This is a genomic window from Saccharopolyspora pogona (assembly GCF_014697215.1).
Lineage (GTDB): Bacteria > Actinomycetota > Actinomycetes > Mycobacteriales > Pseudonocardiaceae > Saccharopolyspora > Saccharopolyspora hattusasensis.
The window spans coordinates 9,011,706-9,036,051 of the sequence record NZ_CP031142.1 but is presented as its reverse complement, the minus strand read 5'-3'; the positions used below and the strand labels follow the sequence as shown (position 1 = coordinate 9,036,051).

General features: G+C 68.9%; 22 protein-coding genes and 5 pseudogenes. 14 read left to right on the top strand and 13 right to left on the bottom strand.

The window, feature by feature from the left end; all coding sequences use genetic code 11:
• The first annotated feature begins 167 nt into the window (after nt 1-167).
• Nucleotides 168-341, top strand: a complete 174-nt coding sequence (locus DL519_RS42665) for a hypothetical protein (protein ID WP_190823437.1) — start codon at nt 168-170, stop codon at nt 339-341.
• Here DL519_RS42665 and lysX read toward each other — a convergent pair.
• From lysX to DL519_RS42645, 6 genes and pseudogenes are all read right to left on the bottom strand, one after another.
• Nucleotides 313-3,567 carry a bifunctional lysylphosphatidylglycerol synthetase/lysine--tRNA ligase LysX gene (gene lysX, locus DL519_RS42660; RefSeq protein WP_397545094.1) on the bottom strand — a complete coding sequence of 1,085 codons (3,255 nt, stop codon included), beginning with the start codon at nt 3,565-3,567 and terminating at the stop codon, nt 313-315. The genes DL519_RS42665 and lysX overlap by 29 nt on opposite strands.
• 161 nt (nt 3,568-3,728) lie before the next feature.
• On the bottom strand, nt 3,729-4,253 hold the full coding sequence (locus DL519_RS47975; protein WP_223840126.1) for a TlpA family protein disulfide reductase: 525 nt from the start codon (nt 4,251-4,253) through the stop codon (nt 3,729-3,731).
• Between the two features lie 155 nt (nt 4,254-4,408).
• Nucleotides 4,409-4,564, bottom strand: a pseudogene (locus DL519_RS50630) (MauE/DoxX family redox-associated membrane protein); the annotation flags it as partial.
• A 256-nt stretch (nt 4,565-4,820) separates the two neighbouring features.
• Entirely contained in the window at nt 4,821-5,078 is a 258-nt protein-coding gene (locus tag DL519_RS47965) for a hypothetical protein (RefSeq protein ID WP_223840488.1), read from the bottom strand.
• Nucleotides 5,079-5,200: 122 nt separating this feature from the next.
• Nucleotides 5,201-5,368, bottom strand: a pseudogene (locus DL519_RS49275) (ATP-binding cassette domain-containing protein); the annotation flags it as partial.
• A gap of 537 nt (nt 5,369-5,905) precedes the next feature.
• Entirely contained in the window at nt 5,906-6,724 is an 819-nt protein-coding gene (locus DL519_RS42645; protein WP_190823435.1) for an alpha/beta fold hydrolase, read from the bottom strand.
• Nucleotides 6,725-6,801: 77 nt separating this feature from the next.
• Here DL519_RS42645 and DL519_RS42640 point away from each other — a divergent pair, with 77 nt between their 5' ends.
• Nucleotides 6,802-7,341 (top strand): CGNR zinc finger domain-containing protein, encoded by a 540-nt coding sequence (locus DL519_RS42640; protein ID WP_190823434.1) that lies wholly within the window; start codon nt 6,802-6,804, stop codon nt 7,339-7,341.
• 54 nt (nt 7,342-7,395) lie between these two features.
• Here the strand turns inward: DL519_RS42640 and DL519_RS42635 are convergent, their stop codons facing one another.
• The gene (locus DL519_RS42635; RefSeq protein ID WP_190823433.1) at nt 7,396-9,759 is read right to left on the bottom strand and encodes a xanthine dehydrogenase family protein molybdopterin-binding subunit; all 2,364 of its coding nucleotides are present in this window, start codon (nt 9,757-9,759) and stop codon (nt 7,396-7,398) included.
• A 693-nt stretch (nt 9,760-10,452) separates the two neighbouring features.
• Entirely contained in the window at nt 10,453-10,908 is a 456-nt protein-coding gene (locus DL519_RS42630) for a DUF4383 domain-containing protein (RefSeq protein WP_190823432.1), read from the bottom strand.
• A 189-nt stretch (nt 10,909-11,097) separates the two neighbouring features.
• Here DL519_RS42630 and DL519_RS47955 point away from each other — a divergent pair, with 189 nt between their 5' ends.
• Both DL519_RS47955 and DL519_RS47950 read left to right on the top strand, forming a co-directional pair.
• Nucleotides 11,098-11,331, top strand: coding sequence for a hypothetical protein (locus DL519_RS47955; RefSeq protein WP_223840125.1), 234 nt, complete (start codon nt 11,098-11,100; stop codon nt 11,329-11,331).
• A gap of 60 nt (nt 11,332-11,391) precedes the next feature.
• A complete protein-coding gene (locus DL519_RS47950; protein ID WP_223840124.1) occupies nt 11,392-11,661 on the top strand; it encodes a hypothetical protein in 270 nt (89 codons plus the stop codon).
• Here DL519_RS47950 and DL519_RS42620 read toward each other — a convergent pair.
• From DL519_RS42620 to DL519_RS47940, 3 genes are all read right to left on the bottom strand, one after another.
• Nucleotides 11,582-12,100 (bottom strand): SDR family NAD(P)-dependent oxidoreductase, encoded by a 519-nt coding sequence (locus DL519_RS42620; protein WP_263399779.1) that lies wholly within the window; start codon nt 12,098-12,100, stop codon nt 11,582-11,584. The two genes, DL519_RS47950 and DL519_RS42620, sit on opposite strands and share 80 nt — an antisense overlap.
• 90 nt (nt 12,101-12,190) lie before the next feature.
• Nucleotides 12,191-13,126, bottom strand: a complete 936-nt coding sequence (locus tag DL519_RS47945; RefSeq protein ID WP_263399778.1) for an RNA-guided endonuclease InsQ/TnpB family protein — start codon at nt 13,124-13,126, stop codon at nt 12,191-12,193.
• Nucleotides 13,074-13,409, bottom strand: a complete 336-nt coding sequence (locus tag DL519_RS47940; RefSeq protein WP_263399777.1) for an RNA-guided endonuclease InsQ/TnpB family protein — start codon at nt 13,407-13,409, stop codon at nt 13,074-13,076. The genes DL519_RS47945 and DL519_RS47940 overlap by 53 nt, the downstream gene beginning before the upstream one ends.
• A gap of 356 nt (nt 13,410-13,765) precedes the next feature.
• Here DL519_RS47940 and DL519_RS42610 point away from each other — a divergent pair, with 356 nt between their 5' ends.
• The 4 genes and pseudogenes from DL519_RS42610 (at nt 13,766) to DL519_RS42595 (ending at nt 16,097) form a co-directional block, all read left to right on the top strand.
• A complete protein-coding gene (locus DL519_RS42610; protein ID WP_190824559.1) occupies nt 13,766-14,260 on the top strand; it encodes a GNAT family N-acetyltransferase in 495 nt (164 codons plus the stop codon).
• A pseudogene (locus tag DL519_RS42605) lies at nt 14,257-14,725 on the top strand (GNAT family N-acetyltransferase). The gene DL519_RS42610 and the pseudogene DL519_RS42605 overlap by 4 nt, the downstream one beginning before the upstream one ends.
• A 28-nt stretch (nt 14,726-14,753) precedes the next feature.
• Complete coding sequence (locus DL519_RS42600) at nt 14,754-15,281, top strand: GNAT family N-acetyltransferase (protein ID WP_190823430.1); 528 nt, start codon at nt 14,754-14,756, stop codon at nt 15,279-15,281.
• A 327-nt stretch (nt 15,282-15,608) separates the two neighbouring features.
• Nucleotides 15,609-16,097: a SixA phosphatase family protein gene (locus DL519_RS42595; RefSeq protein ID WP_190823429.1), complete on the top strand. Its 489-nt coding sequence runs from the start codon at nt 15,609-15,611 to the stop codon at nt 16,095-16,097.
• A gap of 369 nt (nt 16,098-16,466) precedes the next feature.
• Here DL519_RS42595 and DL519_RS42590 read toward each other — a convergent pair whose 3' ends face one another.
• Nucleotides 16,467-17,981 (bottom strand): MFS transporter, encoded by a 1,515-nt coding sequence (locus tag DL519_RS42590; RefSeq protein ID WP_190823428.1) that lies wholly within the window; start codon nt 17,979-17,981, stop codon nt 16,467-16,469.
• A 657-nt stretch (nt 17,982-18,638) separates the two neighbouring features.
• Between DL519_RS42590 and DL519_RS50625 the strand changes: the two genes are divergently transcribed.
• The 3 genes and pseudogenes from DL519_RS50625 to DL519_RS42575 form a co-directional block, all read left to right on the top strand.
• Complete coding sequence (locus DL519_RS50625; RefSeq protein WP_223840121.1) at nt 18,639-18,866, top strand: DddA-like double-stranded DNA deaminase toxin; 228 nt, start codon at nt 18,639-18,641, stop codon at nt 18,864-18,866.
• Nucleotides 18,818-19,321 (top strand): Imm1 family immunity protein, encoded by a 504-nt coding sequence (locus DL519_RS42580; RefSeq protein WP_317891428.1) that lies wholly within the window; start codon nt 18,818-18,820, stop codon nt 19,319-19,321. Before DL519_RS50625 ends, DL519_RS42580 begins: the two co-directional genes overlap by 49 nt.
• Before the next feature lie 224 nt (nt 19,322-19,545).
• A pseudogene (locus DL519_RS42575) lies at nt 19,546-19,719 on the top strand (ATP-binding cassette domain-containing protein); the annotation flags it as partial.
• 75 nt (nt 19,720-19,794) lie between these two features.
• Here the strand turns inward: DL519_RS42575 and DL519_RS42570 are convergent.
• On the bottom strand, nt 19,795-21,117 hold the full coding sequence (locus DL519_RS42570; RefSeq protein ID WP_190823425.1) for an MFS transporter: 1,323 nt from the start codon (nt 21,115-21,117) through the stop codon (nt 19,795-19,797).
• 584 nt (nt 21,118-21,701) lie between these two features.
• On the opposite strand from DL519_RS42570, the gene DL519_RS42565 reads away from it, so the two are divergent.
• The 3 genes and pseudogenes from DL519_RS42565 to DL519_RS42555 all read left to right on the top strand — a co-directional run.
• Nucleotides 21,702-22,424: a GntR family transcriptional regulator gene (locus DL519_RS42565; protein ID WP_190823424.1), complete on the top strand. Its 723-nt coding sequence runs from the start codon at nt 21,702-21,704 to the stop codon at nt 22,422-22,424.
• Between the two features lie 22 nt (nt 22,425-22,446).
• Nucleotides 22,447-23,589, top strand: coding sequence for an N-methyl-L-tryptophan oxidase (solA, locus tag DL519_RS42560; protein ID WP_190823423.1), 1,143 nt, complete (start codon nt 22,447-22,449; stop codon nt 23,587-23,589).
• A pseudogene (locus tag DL519_RS42555) lies at nt 23,586-24,283 on the top strand (NAD(P)/FAD-dependent oxidoreductase); the annotation flags it as partial. The gene solA and the pseudogene DL519_RS42555, both read left to right, overlap by 4 nt.
• Nucleotides 24,284-24,346: the final 63 nt, after the last annotated feature.

The following is a 24,346-nucleotide window of genomic DNA, read 5'->3' as shown; positions in this document are numbered from 1 at the left end:
CCCGAGGCTCGGCGAACGAGGCGAACGGACCATACGACGCGCCTATCGACGTGAACAGTCCGTTCGCTCCACACCAACAACGCGCAGGACACCACCCGCCCCACAACAAGTTCCCAAGCGGGCTCTACGGCACCCAACAGCACCATGGGTCCTGAGCAGTTGGAACGGTGCCCGATTCGGGGCGTAGCCACCCGGGAGGAAGTGCGACGCTTCGACAAGCCGACGGGATCCGGGTCGACATCGCCCGGATCCCGACCGAGCGGCTGGCCGAACTGGTCGAGCTCGCGTGGCGGCACAAGGCGCCGAAGCGGCTCAGCGCCGAGCGGCGAGGTCCGCCCTGACCAGCGGGAACGCCAGGGTCTCGCGGATCGATCCGCCGGTGAGCAGCATGATCAGCCGGTCCACGCCGAGCCCCAGCCCGCCGGTGGGCGGCATCGCGTACTCCAGGGCCGCGAGGAAGTCCTCGTCGAGCTCCATCGCCTCCGGGTCGCCGCCCGCGGCGTGCATGGACTGCTCGGTGAGCCGGCGGCGCTGCTCGATCGGATCGACCAGCTCGGAGTAGCCCGTGCCCAGCTCGGTGCCGAACGCGACCAGGTCCCAGCGCTCTGCTAGGCGCGGATCGGTCCGGTGCGGCCTGGTCAGCGGCGAGACGTCGGCCGGGAAGTCGGTGTAGAACGTGGGCTCGGTGGTACGGGCTTCCACCAGCCGCTCGTACATCTCCAGCAGCACCGCGCCGCGCACCCAGCTCTCCTGGTGCGGCACCGACGCCGCGTCGCACAGCTTCCGGAGGCGAGACAGCTCGGTGTCGGCGGTGACTTCCTCGCCCAGCGCCGCCGACACCGCGTCGTTGACCGACACGACCGGCCAGTCACCACCGAGGGCGAACTCGCCATCCGGGCCGACCGCCGTGGGCGTGCCGCGCGCGGCGGTCGCGGCGGCCAGCACCAGGTCCCGGCACAGCTCGCGCATCGTCGTGTAGTCGCCGAAGGCCTGGTACGCCTCCAGCATCGTGAACTCGGGATTGTGCTTGTGCGAAACGCCTTCGTTGCGGAAGTTCCGGCCGATCTCGAACAGCCGCTCCACGCCGCCCACGCACAGCCGCTTGAGGTACAGCTCCGGGGCGATTCGCAGGTACAGACGCATGTCGTAGGCCTTGCTGTGGGTGGTGAACGGCCGCGCGTTGGCCCCGCCGTGCACCGGCTGCAGCATCGGCGTCTCGACTTCGAGGAAATCCGATCGAACCAGCGTTTCCCGCAGCGCGTGCACCGCGGCGCCGCGGGCCCGCAGCGTGTCGCGGGCTTCCGGGCGCATGATCAGGTCCACGTGGCGCTGCCGCACCCGGGCTTCGGGATCGAGCAGGCCCCGGTGCTTGTCCGGCAGCGGGTGCAGGCACTTCGCCGCCAGCTGCCAGCCGCTCGCCAGCACCGACACCTCGCCGCGCCGCGACGTGACCACTTCGCCGGTCACCGACACCTGGTCGCCGATGTCGACCCGCTGCCGCCAGGCCTGCTGCAGCTCGGTCCCGGATTCCTTGGTGGTGAGCATTACCTGCAGGTCGCCGGAGAAGTCCCGCAGCGTCGCGAAGCAGACCCCGCCGTGGTCGCGCAGCAGCACCACGCGCCCGGCCACCGAAGTGTGCTCGCCGGTCCTGGCGTCGGCCGGGAGGTCCCGGTAGTTCACGGCGACGGCCCGGCAGCGCTCGGTGCGCGGCACCGCGACCGGGTAGGGTTCGATGCCGTTGGCCCGCAAGGCGTCCAGCTTGTCCTGCCGCACCTGCTGCTGCTCCGATCCGACGCGCCGCGGCACCTCGGATTCCGTTTCCAGCTCCGGGAGTTCCACCGAATCGTCCAATGTGGACTTTTGGCGCGGTGTGGGCAGGAAGCCCTCCGCGACCGCCGAGGCGATGCCGACCCGCGCGAGGTCGCGCCGCTCGGCGAACGCCACGTAACGCGGGAACCAGTGCGGCAGGTACTTGACGTTCGACCGGTACAGCGACTCCAGCTGCCACCACCGGGAGAAGAACAGCAGCAGGCCTCGCCAGGCCCGCAGCACCGGACCGGCGCCGATCCGCGCGCCTTCCTCGAACGCGGCGCGGAACATCGCGAAGTTCAGCGAGATCCGCTCCACCCCGAGCCGCGGCGCGGCCTGAGCCAGCGAGCTGACCATGAACTCGACGACGCCGTTGTCCGCGTTGCGGTCGCGGCGCATGACGTCCAGCGACAACCCTTTGTGACCCCACGGCACCAGCGAAAGCAGCGCCACCAGCTCGCCGCGGTCGGTCTGTGCCTCGACCAGCACGCAGTCGCCGTCCTGCGGGTCACCGAGCCGGCCGAGCGCCATCGAGAAGCCGCGCTCGCTCTCGGTGTCGCGCCAGGCTTCGGCCAGCCGCGCGATCTCGGCCATCTCCGCCTCCGGCACCTCCCGGTGCCGCCGGATGCGCGCGGTGTGCCCGGCGCGCTGAACCCGGTTCACCGCCTGCCGCACCGGGCGCATGTCCCGGCCGTCCAGGCTGAACTCCGCGACGTGCAGCACCGCTTCGTCGCCGAGCTGCAGGATCTTCATCCCCGCGCGCGAGTACGCCGTCGCACCGGGTTCGCTGACGCCCATCACCGCCGGTGTCCAGGTGTACTCCCGGCACATCGCCAGCCACTTGTCGATCGCCGGCCGCCAGGCCTCCGGGTCGCCGAGCGGATCACCGCTGGCCAGGCAGACCCCCGCTACCACTCGGTAGGTGATGGCGGCCTTGCCGCTGTCGGAGAACAGCACCGCCTTGTCGCGGCGGGTGGCGAAGTAGCCCAGCGAATCGCGTTCGCCGTGCTCGGCGAGCAGGCGCCGAACTTGCTGTTCCTCGTCGGGACGCAGGGCGGCGGCAAGCCGCTGAGCTCGCAGCAACAGGAACAGCGCGGTGAACAGGGCAGCCGCGCCGAACAGGCCGAGGACGAAGTTGACCCAGCCGGGCGCATGCCCGACCCCGGTGATGTTGAAGTCGATCGCGCCACCGAGCACCCGCTCGAGGGTCCAGGTCAACCGTTCCTGCGCGCCTCGCAGGGAACCCGGGAACAACGAGACCAGGCCGTAGCCGAGCCCCACGAACGCGGCGATGAGCAGCACGAACACCACCGCCGCCTGGTAGCCGCTGCCGCGTTTGGCGCGGCCGTAGAACTCGCCGCGCGCCAGCCACAGCGGCACGAACGCCAGCGCCGAGATGATGATGTTGGTGCCGAAGACCCATTCGTGGGCGATCGGCACGTGATAGCGGGCGCCCAGTTCCTCCATCCACAGCGCCTCGATGCGGTCGCCCAGCACCACGAGCACTACGACGTCGCCGAGCACCTGCAGCGCCAGGATGCCGATCAGGATCCACAGCGCCAGCCACTTCCTGCGTTTCAGCGCGGCCGCCAGCACCGCCAGGAACGCCCCGTAAGCGAGGTTCGGCGGAGCCGGGAACAGGACGTTGTCGACGAACCTGCGCACCGGCTGCATGTTCCCGAACAGCGCAAGGCCCACCGCCGAGGCCACGCACAGCAGCGCCACGACGAGCACTGTGCCGGCGGTGATGCTCGGCATCCGGCTGCGCCACCGTCGCCGCGCGGTCTCCTCCTGCTGGGCCACTGCGTCCCTCCCCGGGCGTGGATCGGCGGTGAGGTCGTCAGGGTCGGCTCACCGCATTCGCGCCGCCACCAATCTACGACCGGTCGGGTAGTCCGCGCCGCCGCCCCGACCGCACATCACGCGATTTCCTTGATCTTGGTACCCAATTCGGCGATGTCCGCCCACAGAGGACCAATCGGCCGATTGGGACCCCGCAGCCAGCTCCCGGCATCCGCCAGCAGGCTCGCCAGCTGCTCCGGCCGGTTCGAGCCGCCGTGCGACAGCACCACACCGGAACCGGTGGTGACGACGGCGTACGGCGGGCCCGGAACGCTGTTGGCGTCGAAGACGTCCGGGCCGGTCACCAACGGCAGCGAGATCTCCTGCCCGTCGAGGTACTCCCGGACCTCTTCCGGCTCATCAGCGCTCAGCAGCATCACGGGCAACGTCGCGGCGGCCGCGCCGGATTCTGGCAGCATCACCCGGCAATGGCCGCAAAGCGGGGAAATATAGGCGAAACGGACGCGGTCGCCACCGTCGCAGTCGCCACCGTCGTCGAAATCAGCCACATCGGCATCAATCTGAAGCACAGCTCCCAACCCCGGGCCGTACGGCTCCGAGCGGTCCTCGAGTAGTCCGGACAACCCGAACAACACCGCCACCCACAAGCACGTGCCGCAGCCTGATCGGAGCATCGCCCGCGAGTCCGGCGAACACGGCCAAGACCAGCAGCAGCCCCGTCCGGACCACCGAACCGGCACCGATCGGTTCCGATGCGCGGAAGCACCCGCAGTCCACCCGCATGCCACCGCAGCACGCTGATCATGCCGGTCAGGAACACGGCGAACAGCCCGCCCGCCAGCACCGCGCCCCACACCCGAACCGGCGGGACGACCAGCAGCAACGCGCTCAGCAGCTCGGCCGCGATCACCACGCGCGCCAGCGCCGGGGCCAGCCGCTCGGGGATGATCCGGTATCCGGCGACGGATCAGGCGAAACCACCGACGTCGCGCAGTTTGCTGATCGCGGAAGGCGAGCACCCCGCACGCGGGCGAGCGCCGCCGAGCCGAACCAGTCCATCCAGGTCTCCTCGCGCCTTCAGCACTCATCTTCGAAGCGGCGCAGCCGCCCGGTCCACGCGCGCAACGGCACCGGCACACGGAACGACCACGAACAGTTACGAGATTCGCACGCTGCGCGCCGAGCTCCCGTGCCGGGCAGGAGACGGGTCAGGTCCCGGACAGTCCATCACGCCGAGCTCGGTTGCTCCACGCGGTAGGCGGCGGACTGCAGTTCGTAGAGCTGCGCGTAGCGGCCGTTGCGCAGCAGCAGCTCGGGGTGCGTGCCTGCTCCACGACGCTTCCGCGGTCCAGCACGTAGATCCGGTCGGCGGAGAGCCGGTCGCGGTAGAAGGCGCGGGCGATCGCGATGCGCTGCCACTGCCCGCCGGAGAGGTCGTGCCCGCCGTGGAACCTGCGGTCCAGCAAGGTGTCGTAGCCTTGGTCGAGCCGGGCGACGACCTCGTCCGCCCCCCGGCGGCGCGGGCCGTCTCGGCCAGCTGCCCGTCGTCGCGGGGCCGGCCCATGGTGATGTTCTTCTCGGCGGTCAGCGGCCAGCGGGTGTGGTCCTGGGCGATGACCGAAATCCGCTCCCGCAGCACGTCCCCCGACATCTCGGTGCTGTCGTCGTCGTTCCAGCGGATCGTGCCGGAGTCCGGTGTGTACAGTCCGGCCAGCAGCTTGGCCAGTGTGGTCTCGTCCGAACCGTTCTCCCCCACCAGCGCGATGACTTCGCCGCGCTCGACCGCGACGCTCACCCCCGCCAGCGCGGACGTCGAGTTCGACCTGCTGCTCGTAGTCGGCGATCCGGTCGTACTCGGCGAGCAGGAAGCGGCGCGTATGCCAACAATTCTGGAGGTTGCGCTGGGGGGTGCGACACCGGCGGATCTCGACCAGTCACCCACTCCTGAAGCAAAACCGCTGGCGCGCAACGGAAATCATTTGTGCGGCGGGATTCACTGGAACGCTCCGCCGGATCGGCGGACGAGATAGCAGAGACACATGTCCACTCTGCTGCAGGAGCCCCGAATGCGGGAACCGTTGAAATCGAAGAGCCCGAAATGGCAGGAAAAGGGCGTTTACCTGCTGACTGCCTCCATCGTCACACTGCCTGGATAACGCCAACACCCGTCATATGGACCTCGATGATCGTTATCTCCGTTGTTGTTCTCATCGCAACAAGAGGTTGGAAAACGCTCATTGAAATTGCGGCCGGGACCCGGTGTCGGGGACCCGCCCAGGCACGGGCACCTCGGTTAGCTGGCGAGGAAGTCGTTGATCAGCGTTGCGAGGGCCGCCGGGTTGTCTTCCTGGACCAGGTGCCCGGCCCCGGCGATCCAGTTCAGGTCGGCATGCGGGATCCGCTGCGCCAGGTTCTTCGCGCGGTCCGGCGGTAGCCAGGTGTCGTGGTCACCCCAGGCGATCACGACCGGGCAGTCGACTTCCGCGTAGCGGTCCTCCACCTCTCGGGTGAAGCGTTCGTCGGCCTGGCCGATCTGGCGGTAGAACGCCGGTTGGCCAGCCTCGCCAAGCCAAGGTGCGACCAGCGCGTCGAGCACCTCGCCGCGCAGTTCGCGGTGCGCCGCCGTCGCGATGTAGGCGCGGACCAGCGCCTCGTGCAGGTTCGGCGGCAACGCCGCGAAGACGTCGGAATTCTCCTGCACCAGGCGGAAGAAGTCCGATCCCCACGGGCGCACGCTGACCGCGTCGACCAGCGCCAGCCGTCCATATCGGACACCGTCGAGCAACGTCGATCGCAGCGCCACCGCTCCGCCGAAGTCGTGGGCGACCACCGAGGGAGCGCGCAGGCCCCAGTGCCGCAGCAGGCCGGTGAACACCTCCTGCTGGGCCGCCAGCGAGACGTCCTGGCCGTCGCGCTTCTCCGACCGCCCGTAGCCCGGCATGTCCCAGACGAACACCTGGTGCCGGGCGCTGAGCACGCCGGCGACGTCGCGCCAGACGTACGACGAGAACGGTGTCCCGTGCAGCAGCACCACCGGGTCCCCCTGCCCCAGGCTCGCCCAGCGGACCGTCCCGTGCGGCGACTCGTACTGCTCCGGCAGCTCCCAGCCCATGCCTACCTCCAGTTACCGTCTAATAAATTCTGCCAGTAACGTTACCAGCTGAGGGGCGATGCCGGTAATCTGAATTCGTGACATACGACCGACCGGCCGCGCCAGGCGACCTCCAAGCAGTCGAGACGTTCGGCAATTCCGCGCGTTTCCTGCACGGCGAGGACGCCTTCGCGGACCTGGCGAGCACCCGGGACTGGTTGCGCACGCGCGAATGGCACGACGCCGCCGGCGAACTGGACGAATCCGCGCACCGACAACTGGTGCGCGCCCGCGAGGCGATCCGCGAACATCTCGCCGGAACCGACTCAGCGGAGGTGAACGACTACGCACGCCGCCTCCTGCCGCCGCCGCAGTGGCAGGACGGCCAGGTGGTGATCCCGACGACGCACGGCACCGCGGCCGAGCGGCTGATCGGCCGGCTGATCGCGACCCTCGTCATCGACGGGCTGACCGGCAAGCCTGGCCGGCTCAAGGTCTGCCGCGCCGAAGACTGCCGCTGGCTCTACTACGACCGCTCCCCCGGCAACAACAGCATCTGGTGCAGCATGGACATCTGCGGAGCACGCCACAAGATGCGCGCCTACCGAACGCGCCGAACCCGTTCGGGGAATGAGTGAGGGGCACCCTCGACCGCTCGGTCGGGGGTGCCCCTCACCTCGAACAGGACGGGATCAGGCCACGGCTTCGTCCGCGTCGTCCGGCGCGTCCTCAGGACGCACCGGCAGCGCGTCGAAGGCCGCCGGCGGCTCCTGCCAGTGCGTCGCCGACCCACCGGCCTGGATCGCCTTCCACACCCGTTCCGGGGTGGTGGGCATGTCGACGTGCCGCACCCCGAGGTGCTTGAGCGCGTCCACCACCGCGTTCTGCACCGCAGGCGTGGAACCGACGGTGGCGGACTCGCCGATTCCCTTGGCACCCAACGGGTTGTGCGGGCTCGGCGTCTCGGTGTTCGACGCCTCGAAGGACGGCAGGTCCGCCGCGGACGGGATCGTGTAGTCGGCGAGGGTGCCGGTCTCCGGGTTGCCCTCGGCGTCGAAGGTCACCTGCTCCCACAGCGCCTGCGCAATGCCCTGGGCCGCGCCGCCGTGCTGCTGGCCGCGCACGATCATCGGGTTGAGCACCCGGCCGCAGTCGTCCACCGCAATGTGCCGCAGCGGCCGGACGAACCCGGTCTCCACGTCCACCTCGACCACCGACACGTGCGCGCCGAACGGGAACGTCGCGCCGCCCGGCACGAAGTCGATGTTCGCGGCCAGCCGCCCGCCGTCCTCGCCGGCGGCGCGGGCGAGCTCCGCCCAGGCGATCGTCGCGCTCGGCACCCCGGCCACGCCGAGCTCGCCGCCGTCGGTCAGCTGGATGTCGTCGACGGACGCCTCCATCCGGGACGCCGCCAGCTCCTTGGCCTTCTGCAACACTTCCTGGCCGGCCTCCTGCACGGCGCTGCCGGCGATCTGCAGCGACCGGGACCCGCCCGTCCCGCCGCCGCGCGGCACCTCCGCCGTGTCGGACTGCACGAACTCGATCGACTCCATCGGAATGCCCAGCGTGTCGGAGACGATCATCGCGAAGGAGGTGGCGTGTCCCTGGCCGTGCGCGGACGTGCCGACCTTGATCCGGGCGCCGTTCTCGTGCACCTCGACCTCGGCGTAGTCCCCCGCACCACCGCCGGTGATCTCTACGTAGGCGCTCACACCGATGCCCAGCAGCACTTTCTCACCGGCGTCGATGCGACGCGCCTGCTCGGCACGCAGCGCGTCGTAGTCGGCCAGCCGGAGCGCCTCGTCGAAGGGCAGCGCGTAGTCGCCGCTGTCGTAATTGGCGCCGACCGCCGTCTTGTACGGGAAGACCTCCGGAACGAGGAAGTTCTTGCGCCGCAACGCAATCGGATCCATCTCAAGCTCGGCCGCGGCCAGGTCCATCAGCCGCTCCAGCATCGCCGCTGCCTCCGGCCGCCCCGCGCCGCGGAATGCGCCGGTCGGCGTGGTGTTGGTGATCGCGGCGAGCGCGTCGTAGCTGATCTTCGGGATCTGGTAGACGCCCTGCGCCATCATGCGCGTCGAGCTCAAGGCCAGCGCGCCGCCCCAGCCCGCGTAAGCGCCGGAGTCGCCGATGACACGGCAGCGCAGGCCGACGATGGTGCCGTCGCGCTTGAGCCCCAGCTCCGCGTACTGCACCTGCGCGCGACCTTGTGGCATCGCCTGCATGTTCTCCGAGCGCGTCTCGATCCACCGGACCGGGCGTCCCAGGCGCTTGGCCGCCGCGATGGCGACCGCGTGCTCCGAGGTCACCCCGGCCTTGCCGCCGAACCCGCCGCCAACGTGCGGGGAGCTCACCCGCACCCGCTCCGGCTCCCAACCGAAGGCCTTGGCCACCCCGTCGCGCAGGAGGTGCGGCATCTGCGTCGAGACGTGCACCGTGACCTCGTACTCCTCGTCCGGGCCGCCCGGCTGCACCGCGATCGCGTTGCCCTCCAGCGGAACCACCGCGACGCGCTGGTTCTCGATGCGGGCCCGCACCACGACATCCGCCCCGGCCAGCACGTCCGCCCCGGCCGAGTCACGGTACCCACCGGCCACGTTCGACCCCAGCTCCGGGAACTGCTGCTCCGCCTCGGGATCCAGGGCCTGCTCCGGGTCCGCAACGACGGGCAGCGGGTCGTAGTCGACGTCGACCAGCTCGATCGCGTCGGCGACCGCAGCGGCGCTCTCGCCGACGACCACCGCGACCGCCTCGCCGACGAACCGAACCCGGTCGGTGGCCAGCGGGGGTCGCTTGACGTTCGGGTTGAGGTCGACGAACGGCGGTGGGATCGGCACGTCCAGGTCGGCCGCGGAGAACGCGGCGACGATGCCCGGCGCGGCGGCGGCCGCTGCGACGTCGATGCTGCCGATCTGCGCGTGCGCGACCGGCGAGCGGACGAACCCGAGGTGCAGCATGCCCTCCAGTTCGAGGTTGCCGACGTAGGTGCCCCGACCGCGGAGCAGTTCCGGGTCTTCGACCCGTTGGACCTCGGTCCCCAGTAATGAACCCACCATGTTCGAAACCCTATCCGTCCAGTCACCGACAAGCATCGAAAAAACCGGTTGCGGACCGAGCGCAACAACGAACATCCGGCAAAAATTCCCGCCTGCCCGGATCCGGACCCGACCACTCCGGCCAGGCGGACGTGCGGCCCGAGCACCCGTGAGTTTCCTAGGTCAACCCCTGGTTTGCGTTGATCTTGGTGGTAGGTGGCGGGGTGGTAGGTGGCGGGGTGGTAGGTGCAAAGCCGCTCGATGAGCACGGTGCCGGGGCGTTTGCCGGAGGGCCATGTACCCACCGGGACCGAGTGGTCACAACCCTACTCGTCAGGGCTGTACAAAGGATGGTGACCTAATGAGCACTCTTGGTGCTGTAGAGGTTGTTCGGGAACTCGTGCGGCGCGGGTGCATCTTCGCGTCGCTGGCGTGGAGCGAACGGACCGTTCACGCCAATAGACGCCACAAACAGGCCGTTCGCCTCACCCTCACCGGCATTGCCCCGGTAGCCCGGGGCGCCCGGACCACCGGGAGCGTGTGAAGAGCCTCGGCGCTGCGGCAACCGGCCGATTCCGGACGATGCGGCGGAAAGCACCAGTGTTCGGCACCTGCCCGATCGCCGGAATGCCCTGCCCGGCGAGGAAACGCGATAGCGCCCGCAACATCCCGGTCGCCGGATCGAAGGCGGTGGGCGCACGCCCGGCTCCCACCTCAGTGCCTGGCGACCAGGCGGCGACGTGGTCGGGCCGGGCGCGGCGTCGACTCCACTCCGCACAGGATGATGAAGCCCAGCACGGCCAGCGCCGCGTGCAGGAAGTTCTCGGCGGGGTGCAGCAGGAACGGCGTTCGCCCTTCGCCCGCAGTGCTTTCCGCGGTGCCGTAGACGAACAGCAACACGCCGCCGACCATCTGCAGCACGGCGAACAACGCCACCCCGCGCCGCCACGGAGCGGCGAGCAGCGCCAGCACGCCGACGATCAGCAGCAGGACGCTGTGCGCCGTGTTGAGGTGAAAGACCACCAGCACCGGGACGTCCCCAGATGCCCGCCAACCGGCATTCGACAGCCCCAGTAAGCCGAGCAGGACCAGCACCAGTCCCTCCGCGCCGAGCATCAGCTGCCAACGCGTCTCCGGACGCCGCCAGCGCGAGGCCCAACGGGAATCCATCTACCACCTCCGGGCAGGCTCTCCGCTACCGAATGCCCGTTGTGGACCGATCGAAACCTGCCGCCGGGGCCCGTTGACCCGCTTGATCGGGCTGTACTTTCCACGGACCAAGAGGCTGCTTCACGGATGTGAAAACCCAGGTTCTCCCGCGGCCCGGAACTGCGCGGGGTCGGCACATAGGGGTGCTCGATGGGAACAAGTGCCGCGTCTGACGAAGATCCATACCTGCCGACCGCCAAGGGCATCAAGGAACCGCCGAGGGGCTGGAAGTCCAGCCTCCGCTACCTCGGGCCGGGCCTGATCATCAGCGCCTCAATCGTCGGGTCCGGCAAGCTCATCGCCACCACCGAGCTCGGCGCCGAAGCCAGATTCGCCTTGCTGTGGCTGGTGATCCTGTCCACCACCGTGAAGGTCGCGGTGTAGGCCGAGCTCGCCCGCTGGACGATCCGCACCGGCAAACCCGCGCTGTCCGGCTTCAACGACGTGCCGCCGCGGCTGGGCCGGATCGGCTGGATCAACGTGCTGTGGGTATTCCTCGCCCTGTCCAAGCTGCTGCAGGCTGGCGGCATCGTCGGCGGCACGGCGGTCGCCTTCAGCCTGCTGATCCCCATCGGCGACGATCCGATGAGCGGCACCTCCATCACCGCGTGGACGGTGATCGCCGAGCTCGGCTTCACGGTGGCGCTGCCGATCGCGTGGGGCGTGGCTTGCGCACGTCCTCGCGCAGCCGGCCCAGCAGCGGGGTGTCCATGATGCCGGGCGCGATGGTGCACACCCGGATCGCCTTGCTCGCCAGGTCGCGCGCCGAGCACAGCGTCATGCCGACGATGGCCGACTTCGAAGCGGTGTAGGCGATCTGCCCGATCTGCCCCTCGAACGCCGCCACCGAAGCGGTCAGCACGATCGCGCCGCGCTCGTCGTCGACCGCATCGTGCTTGGCCATCCGGGCAGCGCCCAGCCGCAGCGCGTTGGAGGAGCCGATCAGGTTGAGCGCGATGACCTTCTCGAACGGCTCCACCGCCCCTGGCTGGCCGTCCTTCTCCACCAGCCGGATCCGCGCCCCGGCCCCAGTCCCAGCCCCGGCCCCGGCCCCGGCCCCGGCGCAGTGCACCAGCGCACGCAGCGGCCCGATCTCGTCGGCGGTGTCCAAGGCGGCGGCGAACTGCTGCTCGTCCGTGATGTCGGCGGCCACGAACTGCACACTTTCGCCGAGTTCCGTCGCGACCTCGGCGCCCTGCCGAGGGGGTGGGGCAGGTCGAGGATGTTGACTTCCTCCCCACGCCTAAAGGCGGGGGAATCCAACCTTCACAGGTTGGGTTTCCTGCTTCATAGCCGACTGCGCGCGAGCAAGCTCGCCCCGGCTTACACCAGCTCCACAGGCATCGCCGGATTTCCACCCGGCTACCGCTCGACCAGCGGCAAGGATGTTCTTCGCGGCGTTGTGGTCCCGGTCGTGCCGAGTGCCGCAGTCGGGGCACGTCCAGTGCCGCACCGACAGTTTCAGGTTCTTCAGCAGGTGCCCGCAGTTCGAGCAGGTCTTTGAGCTCGGGTACCAGCGGTCAACGACAACGACGATCTTTCCCGCTCGCTCGGCTTTGTATTCGAGCTGGCGCCGGAACTCGCTCCACCCGCAATCGGAGATCGCCTTGGCCAGTTTTCGGTTGCGGACCATGTTCTTCACCGCGAGGTCTTCGACCGCGACCAGGTCATTGTTACGAACCAGGTCCGTTGAGGTGCGGTGCAGGAAGTCCTGCCGCGCGTGCCGCACCTTGCGGTGCGCCCGGGCAACCTTGGCTTGAGCCTTGCGGCGGTTCGCTGAACCGCGCTGCTTGCGGGCCATCTGACGTTGATAGCGGGCAAGGTTGCGGGCCTTACGGTCCAAGTGGCCAGCGTTGGGGATCTTCTCCCCGGTGGACAGCACAGCGAAGTCTTTCACACCCAGGTCAACGCCGACCGTGCGGCCGGTGGCCGGGGCGTGTTCGGGCTCGTCGGTGTCCACGGCGAAGGTCACGTACCAGCGGCCGTCAGGCTCGCGGGAAACGATCACCATAGTCGGATTCAGAGACTGAAGAACCTCTGCACCCCAGGACCACACATACTCAAGCGGCGCGTTGTGCTTGGCCAGCTTCAGCTTTCCATCGCGCAGGCTAAACGCGCTGCGCGTGTTAGTGCGCCGACCGACGTCCGTTACGCGACTTGAAGCGCGGGTAGCGAGCACGTCCAGCGAAGAAGTTCGCGTAGGCGGTGTGCTGGTGCCGCAACGTCTGCTGCAACGGCACCGACGACACCTCGGACAGAAACGCCAGCTCTTCGGTCTTCTTCCACGCGGTCAGCGCGGCGTCGGTCTCCTTGTAGGAGGTCTTTGTGCCGGTTGCGTGGTAGGAGCGGTGGCGTTCGGCGAGGGTCTTGTTCCACACGAGGCGAACGCACCCGAACGTCCGGCCCAGCTGGGCCGCTTGCCCGGGGTCGGGATAGGCCCGAACCTTGTACGCCGTCCTCACACTGATCATTTTACACAGCGGGCCGACACCAGTAATCATCTGGTGGGATGGTTACCGCTGGACACGTTCATCACGGCTTAACGTGCTTCCTCCCCACGGATAAAACCGGGGGCCTCCGCACTACGTTTCTTCGGTGACCTTGGCACCCGACTCGACCAGCTTCCGGGTGGTGGCCAACCCAGACCGGACGCCCCGCCGGTCACCGCCGCCGAAATACCTGGCAGGCGCATGCGCCGCGATCCTTTCCACACCGGTGTGTTCGACTCATTGAACGCACGCCGGTCGACGCAGGTCAAAGTCCGGTTCGCGAACGAAGCCGGAGGCCTGGCCAGTATTCGGTGGACAGGCCGATGAGAATGCTATGCGTGAACCAGCACGGGACTGTCGAACCGGTCGGCGTGGGCGAACCCGTCGTCGTCGGGCTGCTGCGCGAGTACACGGACGAGATGGCCAGCAGGTACTACGGCCGCCCGGCCACCGGGGCCGAGGTCGACGAGGCGATCGCGGAAGACCCCAACGACGGCCTGTACCCGCCGGAGGGCGTGTTCCTGCTGGTCCGCAACGGGGCGGAGCCGTTCGGCTGCGTCGGTATCCGCCCGCTCGAACCCGGTATCGCCGAGCTCAAGCGGATGTACGTCCGGCCGCAGGCCCGCGGCCTCGGCGTCGCCGCCCGGCTGCTGGCCGCCGTCGAGCAGCACGCGCAGGACCTCGGGTTCCAGGCGATCCGCCTGGACACCCGCGCCGATCTCGTGGAGGCGCGCAACCTCTACGCCAAGCACGGTTTCCGAGAAATCCCGGCGTACAACAACGGCCCTTACGCCGAGCACTGGTTCGAGAAGAAGCTGCCATGAACGGGAAACTCGAGCGACTGACAGTTGCGGACGCCGGCGAAGTGCTGACGCTGCAACGCGCGGCGTACGTGACCGAAGCGCAGGCCCACGACGACGTCCAGCTGCCGCCGCTGACGCAAACCCTCGACGACGTGCGCGCAGACCTCGCCCGGCCGTCCTGCCTCACCTGGGGCTTCCGCGAGGCGGGGCGGCTGGTCGGCTCGGTCCGCGTGGAGCTCGACGGGGCAACGGCGGCGCTGGGCCGGTTGATGGTCGCTCCCGACCGGCAGGGCCACGGCCTCGGCACGGGCCTGCTGCTGCACGTCGAGCGGAATCTTCCCCGGCAGGTAGCGGCGATCGAGCTGTTCACCGGCGAGCACAGCACCGCGAAACCTCCGGCTCTACCGGCGCATGGGCTACGAGGAGACGCACCGAACCCCGGCGGGGTCCTACGAGTTGATCCACTTCCGCAAGCACCTGCGGTGAGCCGGGCGATTCGTCGAAAGGCGGCGGCATGGGTGGCATCAGGCCGCAAGTGATCCCGACCGAACGGCTCGGGCTGGTGCCGCTGCGCATCGACCACGCGGAGGATATGTCGAGCGCGCTGGCCGACCCGGCGCTGTACGACTTCATCGGTGGTGCGCCGCTGACGCCACGGGAACTGCGGTCCCGCTACGAGCGGATGCTCGCCGGCTCACCGGATCCCGAGGTGTCCTGGTGCAACTGGGTGATCCAGGTGCGCGACGAGCCGCGCCTCGTCGGCACGGTCCAGGCGACGATCGGCCCCGGCTACCCGGGACCGGTTGCCGAGATCGCCTGGATCGTGGGAACCGCCTGGCAACGCCGAGGCATCGCCAAGGAAGCGGCGCGAGGCCTGGTGGACTGGCTCCGCCGAAAGCCGGTGCGCGCGGTGCTCGCCCACATCCACCCGGACCACCGAGCATCCGCGGCGGTGGCAACGGCGACCGGTCTGGAACCAACGGGCCAATGGCACGACGGAGAACTGACCTGGCGCCTGACTCTCGACCACGACGTGAGCTGAACCTCCCTCCAATTAAGGGGAAACTGCCCAACAGCACAGGTTCGTCAATTCCCGTTTCCTGACGACAGCCGCATGCCATACTGCCCGCTCCAGGTCCGGAGGTGGCGTTGGAACAGTCGCCTCGACCGCTGCTCCCGCGACGTGGGTCCTAGCGGTGCGCGAAGCCATCAAGCTCTACCTCGACGTGCCAGGACTGGTGTTCGTCATCGGCTGCACCGAGCGCCCTGCGACTCAATGCACCGGATTCCGCGATGCGGAAGCACGATGATCGGCTCGGACCGGTTACGGTGGGACGAGTAGTCCCGGCGAGCAGGTGGGCGGCACGACATGACCGATGCGCAGCGGAAACTGGTGCTGATCCGGCACGCGAAGTCGTCCTGGCCGGACGACGCCGACGACTTCGACCGTCCGCTGGCCGACCGGGGCCGCCGCGACGCACCCGAGGTCGGCCAGTGGCTGCGCAAGCACGCCGCGGCGATCGAGCTCGTGCTGTGCTCCCCCGCGGTGCGCGCCCGGCGGACCTGGGAGCTGGCCGCCCCGGAGATCCCGGCCGAACCGGCGCTCAAGTACGACGACCGGATCTACGCGGCCTCGGCCCGCGAACTCCTGGCGGTCATCCACGAGATCCCGCCCGCGGTCATGACGGCGGTCGTGGTCGGCCACAACCCGGGCTTGGAAGACCTGACCGAACTCCTCACGGGCGAACCGGCGGAGCTGAAAACAGCGGCGATCGCGCTCCTCTCCAGCCCCGCGGAGTGGTCCGAGGTAGCGGAATCCTGGGCAACCGACGCGACCTACGCCAAACCCCGCGGCTAGAGAGAGGCTGTTTGGGAACTTGTTCTGGCTGGAGGTTCCGGTGGCAGCCCCAGCCGGAGTGCTGCGGTTCCGCCTCGCCAACCGGTGTGGAGCGAACGGACTGTTCGCCCCGATAGGAGCCTGTTGCAAAATTACGCCCACCACGGACCGTGATCGATCGATCACGGCTGAGATGGCCACTGGCGGACAAACGGCGGCGATCGAGACTGATTTGGTACTTCGGTTCAGCCGTTTTCGCCGAAAACGCAACAGGCTCATAGGTGGCACGAACGGTCCGTTCGCTTCAACCAGCGCATCCAAAACAGCCTCCAGCCCCCGATCAGGCGACGAGTTGAGTGCGGCAGGTGTGCTGTTCGGCTGCGGTCGTCGTCAGATGACGGGCAGGGTGTGGGTCGTCGAGGTCGTGGCGGTGGCGTAGTCGCCGAGTCGCGGCATGGCTGGACGCCGGGCGACCAGCAGCGCAAGCACTACGCCTGCCGCGGCGAAAGCCGCGAGCGCGATCGACGCTTGCGACAGTCCGACTGCGAGTGAATCCGCGAGTGCCGCGCCTGCGTTTTCGCTTCTCCCGGCGGCCTTGGCGTAGATCCCGGCAACGACAGCCGTCATGACCGCACCACCCACGTAACGCGCCATGTTCGAGATCCCCGAAGCAGCGCCCACCTGCTCGGGTGACACTGCCGCGGTGGCGACCGACGAGGCCGGGGAGTTGGAGAGGGCCAGCCCGATCGCAACACCGAGCAGCGGCAACACGAACGCGTCATAACCCCACGACGGTCGAACTCCGGCGAGCACCACGAACGAGGCCGTGAGGATCGCGAAGCCCGCAACGATGACCGGACGCGTGCCGAAGTAGTGGGCCAGCGGGGCGACAAGCGGCGCGATGAGCACCACCACCGCGGCGACCGGCAGCATCGAAAGCCCCGCTTGCAGACTCGTCATGCCGAGGGTCTCCGGTGCTTGGAAGTACAGGCTCACGAGGAAGCTGAGCGCGGCGATCGCCCCGGCCCCGATCAGGATCACGCCGGTCGCGCCCACGAGGAGCACATTGCGCAGCAGCCGCAGGTCGACCAGCGGGGCGTTCACCCGCCGCTCGACCACCGCGAACCCGACACCGGCCAGCGCCGACGAGATCAGGCACACGAGCGTCGGTGCCGACAGCCACCCCCACGAGGAGCCCTCGGTCATGGCGAACACAAACGGCACGAGTGCGGCGGCGACCAGCACGGTACCCGGCAGATCGATCGTCCGGGGGCGTTTCGGGTCGCGCGATTCCGGAACCTTGGCAAGGGTGACCAGGATGCACACGACGGCGATGGCCGCATCGATCCAGAACAGGCCTTGCCAGCCGGCGACCTCGTTGAGCACGCCGCCGACCACCGGGCCGGCCGCGGCCCCGGCTGCGGCCGCCGCACCCCACAGGGCGACCGCCTTCACCTGCGCGTTGCCGGAAGACGTCACCGAGAGCAGGCTCAGACCGCAGGCGAGGATGGTCGATCCGGCCGCGCCCTGGATCAACCGCCCGAGGATCACCTGCAACCCGGTCCCGGCGAGACCGATCAACACACAGGAGATCACGAACAGGACGAGACCGACCTGGAACATGCGTCGACGGCCGAAAACGTCACCCATCGCGCCGGAAGTGACGATCACGGCGGCCCCGACGAGCAGGTACCCGGTCACCGCCCACTGGAGCGTCGCGACGGGTGTCCCGAGGTCCGCGCTGATCGACGGGAGCAGGATGCTCACGGCAGATGTGTTCGCATTGACTATGAAAGTGGACAGGCACGTCGTCGACATGACACCCCAGCCGGGGCGAACACCGGGCTCGGTACCCATCGCGGCATTCGCCTGCTCGTGCGGCGTGGTGGAGTCGGGTTCGCTCATGGCCACATCGTCGGCCAGCGCTGGTGCCGGCCACAGATCCGAACGACCCAGTTAGAAACCTTCGCTCCGCGTGGAAGAGCGGAGAGTTTCTCCCGAAGATCAGCGGAAGACCATCGCACTGCCCCTGCGACAAGGGCGGCAACGGCAACGGCAACGGCAACGGCAACGGCAACGGCGCATCGAACACGCCACGCCAGCAGAACACGACCGAAACTGTCCACTGTCCACACGAACCCGAGCGACCTGAGGCGATGCGCCCAGAACAGCTGTGACGGCACCGAAATCCCGTGCAACGCCGAAACTTGCCCAGAACCCGCGGCCAATTCCTGATGGGTGAAGGGGCACCTTTGACCGGATTGGCCCGGATCCACCGGTGGCGGGTTGGGCTTGTGCTGTTGGGGCCCGTGTTGTATTCGGCTCGGCGAACGTCGCCGAGGTGAGCCCGAGGCTCGCGGCAAGTCGCGAGCCGTCCCGCAACGTGATCATTGTTCCGCCAGCACGCACCCACTCGGTCAACGCCGCTTTGCCCTGCTCGCCCAGCGAATCAGGTCACCGAAGTCCAGCCTGGTCGCCCAGCCACCAGCGCAGCTACCCGGACGATTCGATCGCCGCGCTATCCGTCTTCGACACCTGCCCCGGCGCCGTCCGAAACATCCCATGTCCTCAAATGCTAGCCCTGAGGTGGCGAAGCACGTGGAAGTCAAGGCCGCACAACGCATGTGGGAACAAGGAATCCCCTATGGGGTGATTGCGATCAACAATTCCGTGTGTGAGGAGGAATATGGTTGCCGGTCGGCGGTGCCCGCAGTCCTTTCACGAGGGTCCACGCCGGCAGTATGGGAACCAGGCGCACGGAAACCGATCGTATTCGAGGGAGAAGCGTAGACATGGCTACGGAAACGCGGACGGTGGTCACTGCATTGTTCGGGCGGGAGCGTCGATTCGCCTTCGACACGATTGGCGTTCGAGAGCTGATCCGGGAGTGCCTAGGCGAAGAGCGTGCGCGTGGTGTGTGCTTCTACGTTCGGGATCGGCCGCACGACAGGTCGACCGATGACCGACCAGGGCATCAACTCCGTGTGAATGTGGACGAATCGACGGCTTGGGGTGCGATCAACTTCGTGCGGGAAGGCGAAGGTGGTGGTGCTTGGGACACCCACAATCCTGAGCCGCCTGCCGATGTCCCCACGGTGTGGTTCGACGCGACGACTCCGACTCCGACTCCGTTCGAGCGCTCCGCGGTGCTCCCGATCGACGCGATCGACAAAGCCGTGGCGGAGTTCTGCCGGACCGGGCGGCGGCCGATCTGCGTGCAGTGGCAGCAGGGGCGGTGGTTTTGAGCGCAACTCCAATAGATAGACGCCACGACTTCTACGGTGACGCGATCATTGATAAGCGGTTCCACCATTCTCCTCCAGCGACGATCGAGCAGTTGGTTCGCGCGGTGGTCTACGAACGGCATCCCCTGAACGCATCCCAGATTTACGTTTGGGACCGGCCATGCTGTTCCTGAACTCCCGCTCGCGGTTCTCGGCCAGGAACAGGGCGTTCACCTCGCCCGAGCTACCTCCGCCTCGGCCAGCCCATGACCACCCTGTCCGGCGGCGAACGGCAGCGCGCGAAGCTCGCGATCCACATGGCGGCGAAGGCGGCGATCTACGTCCTCGACGAACCGACGACGGGCCTGCACCTCGCGGACGCGGACCAGCTGCTCGCACTTCTGGACCGCCTGGTGGACGGTTCGAAGTAGGCGAAGGGCGCCTCCGGGCAAGTGAGTTGCTCGAAGGCGCCCTTCACGCGTCGCCTGATCGGATCAGGCGTTGACGGTTGCGCGGGGCAGGTCGAGGTCCCAGCGGTGGCGGGTCAGCACCACCGGCACACCTTCGCCTCGGGCCTCCGCCGCGAACACCGCCGCTCGGGCCCGGCGCCACCAGACCGCCGTTCGGAACGCGCCGAACAGCAGCATCGCCACCAGCGCCAGCATCGCCACCCGGTACTCCGAGCCGCCCGGCATGCCCTGCGCCAGGTCGAGGACCAGGCCCACCAAGAGGACGCCGAGCGCCGTCGCGGAGTGGCCGCCTGCGTTCGCCACGCCGGTCGCCGTCCCGACCTGGCGGACCGGGTTGTAGTCCCGCACCAGGGCGAACGCCACCGCCGAAACCGGGCCGCCCAGGGCGAAGACCAGGAACACGGCCGCGATCACCGCTAGCGGCGGGCGCCCCTCCGGCCAGCCCAGCAGCACCACCCAGGACAGGGCGTTGAGCAGCAGGTAGCCCATCACGATCCACATTCTGCACTCCGGGCGGCGGCCGATCAGCGCACCCACCACGGGCCCGCCGACGACCTGCCCGATGATCAGCAGACTCAGCAGCACGCTCGCCGTCGAGGCCGGCACGCCCAGCCCGTTCACGAGGTACGGGAAACCCCACAGCAGGGTCAGCGCACCCGAGACGAACATCGTGCAGAAGTGCGCCCAGAACGCCAGCCGCGTGCCCGGCACGGACCACGCGTCACGCACCTGCTGGAAGACCGCACCGCTGCTGCGCGGTTGCGATCCGCCGAGCGAGGCGTCCCGCACGACCGTTCCGGTCACCGCCGCGTAGCCGAGCGTTAACGCGCCCACCAGCAGGAACGTCGCCGTCCAGCCCATGTTCTGCAGTGCCAGCGCGAGCGGGAACGTGGCCGCAACACCGCCCAGTGCCCCCAGCGCGCTGGACACCGTTGCCACCAGTGCGTAACGGCGGGCGGAGAAGTGCGCCGCCACCAGCCGCAGGATGCTGACCCACATCAACGCATCGCCCAGGCCCAGCACCGCGCGCGCGAGCAGACCCATCGAATACGAATCGGCGAGCGCGAAAAGCATTTGCCCGGCACCCAGCAAGACCACCGCGACGGTGATCACCCTTCGGGAACCGAAGCGGTCCACCAGCAATCCGGTGGGAATCTGCATGCCGGCGTAGATGCCGACCTGCAGTACCGTGAACGCGCTCAGCGCGGCCGGCCCGACGTTGAACCGGTCGAGCGCCTGCGTTCCGGCGACCCCCAAGCTGCCCCTGTGAAATACCGCGGCGAGGTAGGCGACCACCGCCGCGCTCCAGATCCACCATGCCCGACTCTCCGGTCGGTCGGCAGCCACGAAAGACCTCCTTGTTCAGTTCTGTACAGCAAAAGCCAAAACCAAGATCATCGATGATTGGTCGTTCAACAGGTTTGTCGCCACAAGCCGACGCAGGGTTACGGGAAACGCACGTGCATTGCACCACACTTCGCACGAGTGTCCGTTTTCCCCGCCAGGACCGGAAACCCGTATTTCAATCCACTGTGGACGAACATCGCGCTCCGCACGACCCGCGGTTTCAATTTTTCAATTGAAACCGGAGTCACCCGCACCCGGGCTGCTGCGGCCGCCGGTGCCGACGGAGGGCCTGTGCGTGCGGGAGCTGGGGCTGGGGCTGGACGACAGCATCAGCCTGGTGCCGTCTACCGCCGCGCAACTGAAAGTTTCCCGGCCTGTTGCTGGTTCCGGTGCACGACGCCCCGCCGATCCCAATAGCGCTGGCGTGGCGGCAGGACGGCCCGAACCCCGCGCTGGCCGGGCTGATCGGCTCGATTCACTCGACGCTGTCCCGCGAAAGACATTGGCCGTACATATGCGCTTGAGATTCGACCGACCCAAAGCACTATTGACCGGTCAATTGCGCGAGGGTTAGGTTACCTGCCGTGGCGACCCCGGCATACCTGCGCATCCGCACCGAGCTCGAACGGCGGATCCGCTCCGGCGCACTGCCACCCGGCGCCCGGCTGCCCACCGAGGCCGAACTGCAGCAGCAGTTCTCGGTCGGCCGCGCGACCGCGCAGCGGGTCCTGTCCGAGCTGGCCCAGGCCGGGCTGGCGGAACGCCACCGGCGGCGCGGCACCTTCGTCGCCGGTGGCGCGCGGCAGGAGAACCTGCTGCGCCTGGCGAATCCGGCCCTCCAGGGCCCCGAGGTCCCGGGACGGCACTCCGTGGAGTCGGCGAGCGTGGTGCCCGCCGAGGACGCCGACGTCGAGCTCCCGGGAGTCGCCGACGACGCGCCGGTCAACCAGCTGCGGCGGCTGAAGTTCGACGTCGACGAGAACCCGATCGCCGTCGAGCTCTCCGCGATCCCGTTCTCCCTGGCGCCTCGGCTGTTCGACGAGGACCTGGCGCACCTGACCGTGCACGACTACTTCGCCCGCAACGGGATTCCGGCGGCGAAGTCGCGGGTGTACGTCGACCCGGTCCTGCTCGACGACGCCAATGCCGCCCGGCTGCGGATCGCGCCCGGCCAGGCGGTGATCCGGTTGCGGCGCCTGACCTGGCTGACCAACGGCAAGCTCGCCGAGGCCATGTGGCACCTCATCCGGCCCGACCTGGTCGAGTTCTTCATCGAGCAGACAACGCTGTCCACAACGGGCTCCTGAAGGCCGCAGGTTAGGAGTGACCATGCCCCAGCCACACGTCGCGGTGATCGGCACCGGCGTAATCGGTGCCATGACCGCGTGGCACCTGGCCCGGCGAGGCGCGGCCGTGCTCGCCTTCGACGCCTACTCTCCCGGCCACGACCGCGGCGCATCCGCCGGCGAGTCCCGGATCTTCCGCACCGCCTACAAAGAGGGTTCGAACTACGTGCCGCTGCTGTGCCAGGCCGGCCGGCTCTGGCGCGAGCTGGAGGCGGGCACGACCACCGAGCTGCTGACCATGTGCGGCGGCCTCACCATCGGCGCCGCCGACCACCCAGATGTCCTGGCCGTCCGCGGCTGCGCCGAGGAGAACGGCCTCGACCACGAGGTGCTGGACGCCGAAACGGCCCGGCGGAGGTTCCCGCAGCACCGCATCGACGACGACGAAGTCGCGGTCCTGGACCCGGCGGCGGGTGTGCTGCGCCCCGAGCCGGCGGTGCAGGCCGCGCTCCGCGCCGCGGCGGACGCGGGGGCGGCGGTGCTGCCCCACCACCCCGTCGACGAGCTCGCCGAAACCGGCACCGGCTGGCGGATCACCAGCGGCGGCGAGCACTTCGACGCCGACCACGTCGTGTTCGCGCCCGGCCCGTGGGCCCGTCGGCTGGAACCGTTGCGGCAGCTGCCGATCGAGGTCCGGATGATCACCGCCTGCTGGTTCGCGGCCCGCGACATCGCGGCCCACGGGCCCGACCGGCTGCCGATCGCGATCCGCCGCCACCGCGAGGCCGCATTCTCCTGCTTCCCGCTGCTGGACGGGGTCGCGATCAAGATGGTGCCGCACCACCTCGGATTCCCCGCCCTGGACGACCCGGGCGCACTGCCCCGCAGCGCCGCCCCCGAGTTCGCCCGCGCCGCCTCCGAGGCCGCCGACCGGCTGCTGCCGGGCGTCACCCCGCACCCAGTGCGCATCGGCACCTTCGCCGACGGCTTCACCCCCGACGACCATGCCCTGCTCGGCCCGCTTCCCGGGCGCCGTAACGCCACCGTCATGACCGGTTTCTCCGGGCACGGTTTCAAGCTCGCGCCCGTCTTCGGCGAGATCGGCGCCGACCTCGTGCTCCGAGGCGGGACCGAACACGACATCGCCCACCTGGACCCCAATCGCGAACTTGTGAGGGACGCATGAAAATCGCCGTGATCGGGCTCGGTGTCCTGGGAGCGAGCACTGCCCGCGCGCTGGCCAGCGCCGGAGCCGAGGTGACCGTGTTCGAACGCACCGGCGCGCTCGCCGGAACACCGGCACGTCGTTCGCCTGGACCAACTCGCACAACAAGAATCCGCGCCCCTACCACGACCTGAACGTCGCCGGGATGGCCGAGCACGCCGCGCTCGCCGAGACCGCCGGCGCGATGCCGAACTGGCTGACCCGCACCGGAAACCTGGAATGGGCCGAGGACGAGGCGGGAGCCGAGCGGCTGGCCGCTTCGGTCGCCGAGCTCACCGGCCGCGACTATCCCGTCGACTGGATCACCCCGCAACTAGCCCGCGAACTGGTCCCCGACCTGCGCGTACCGCCCGGTGTCCGGGACATCGCCCACTACCCGACCGAAGGCCACGTCATCCCGGCCCTACTGGTCGCGCGGCTGTGGGGCGAGGCCCGGGACCACGGCGCCGAACTGCGCTGCCCGGCGGCGGTCACCGGACTGTCCGAAGTGGATGATGGGGTTCGCGTCGAGCTCTCCGACGGCGCCGCCGAGGTCGATGCGGTGGTGATCGCGACGGGCCGCTGGACCGAGGAGCTGACCGCCGCGGCCGGACACCGCGTCCCGATGGCGTCGCCGGACGTGGCGGGCTCGGCGACCCTCGGCCTGCTCGGCTACCGGAATGCGGGCCAGTGCTCCGCCCTTCAGGGCGGGGGTGAAGGCTCGCGCTGGGAGGGCCGT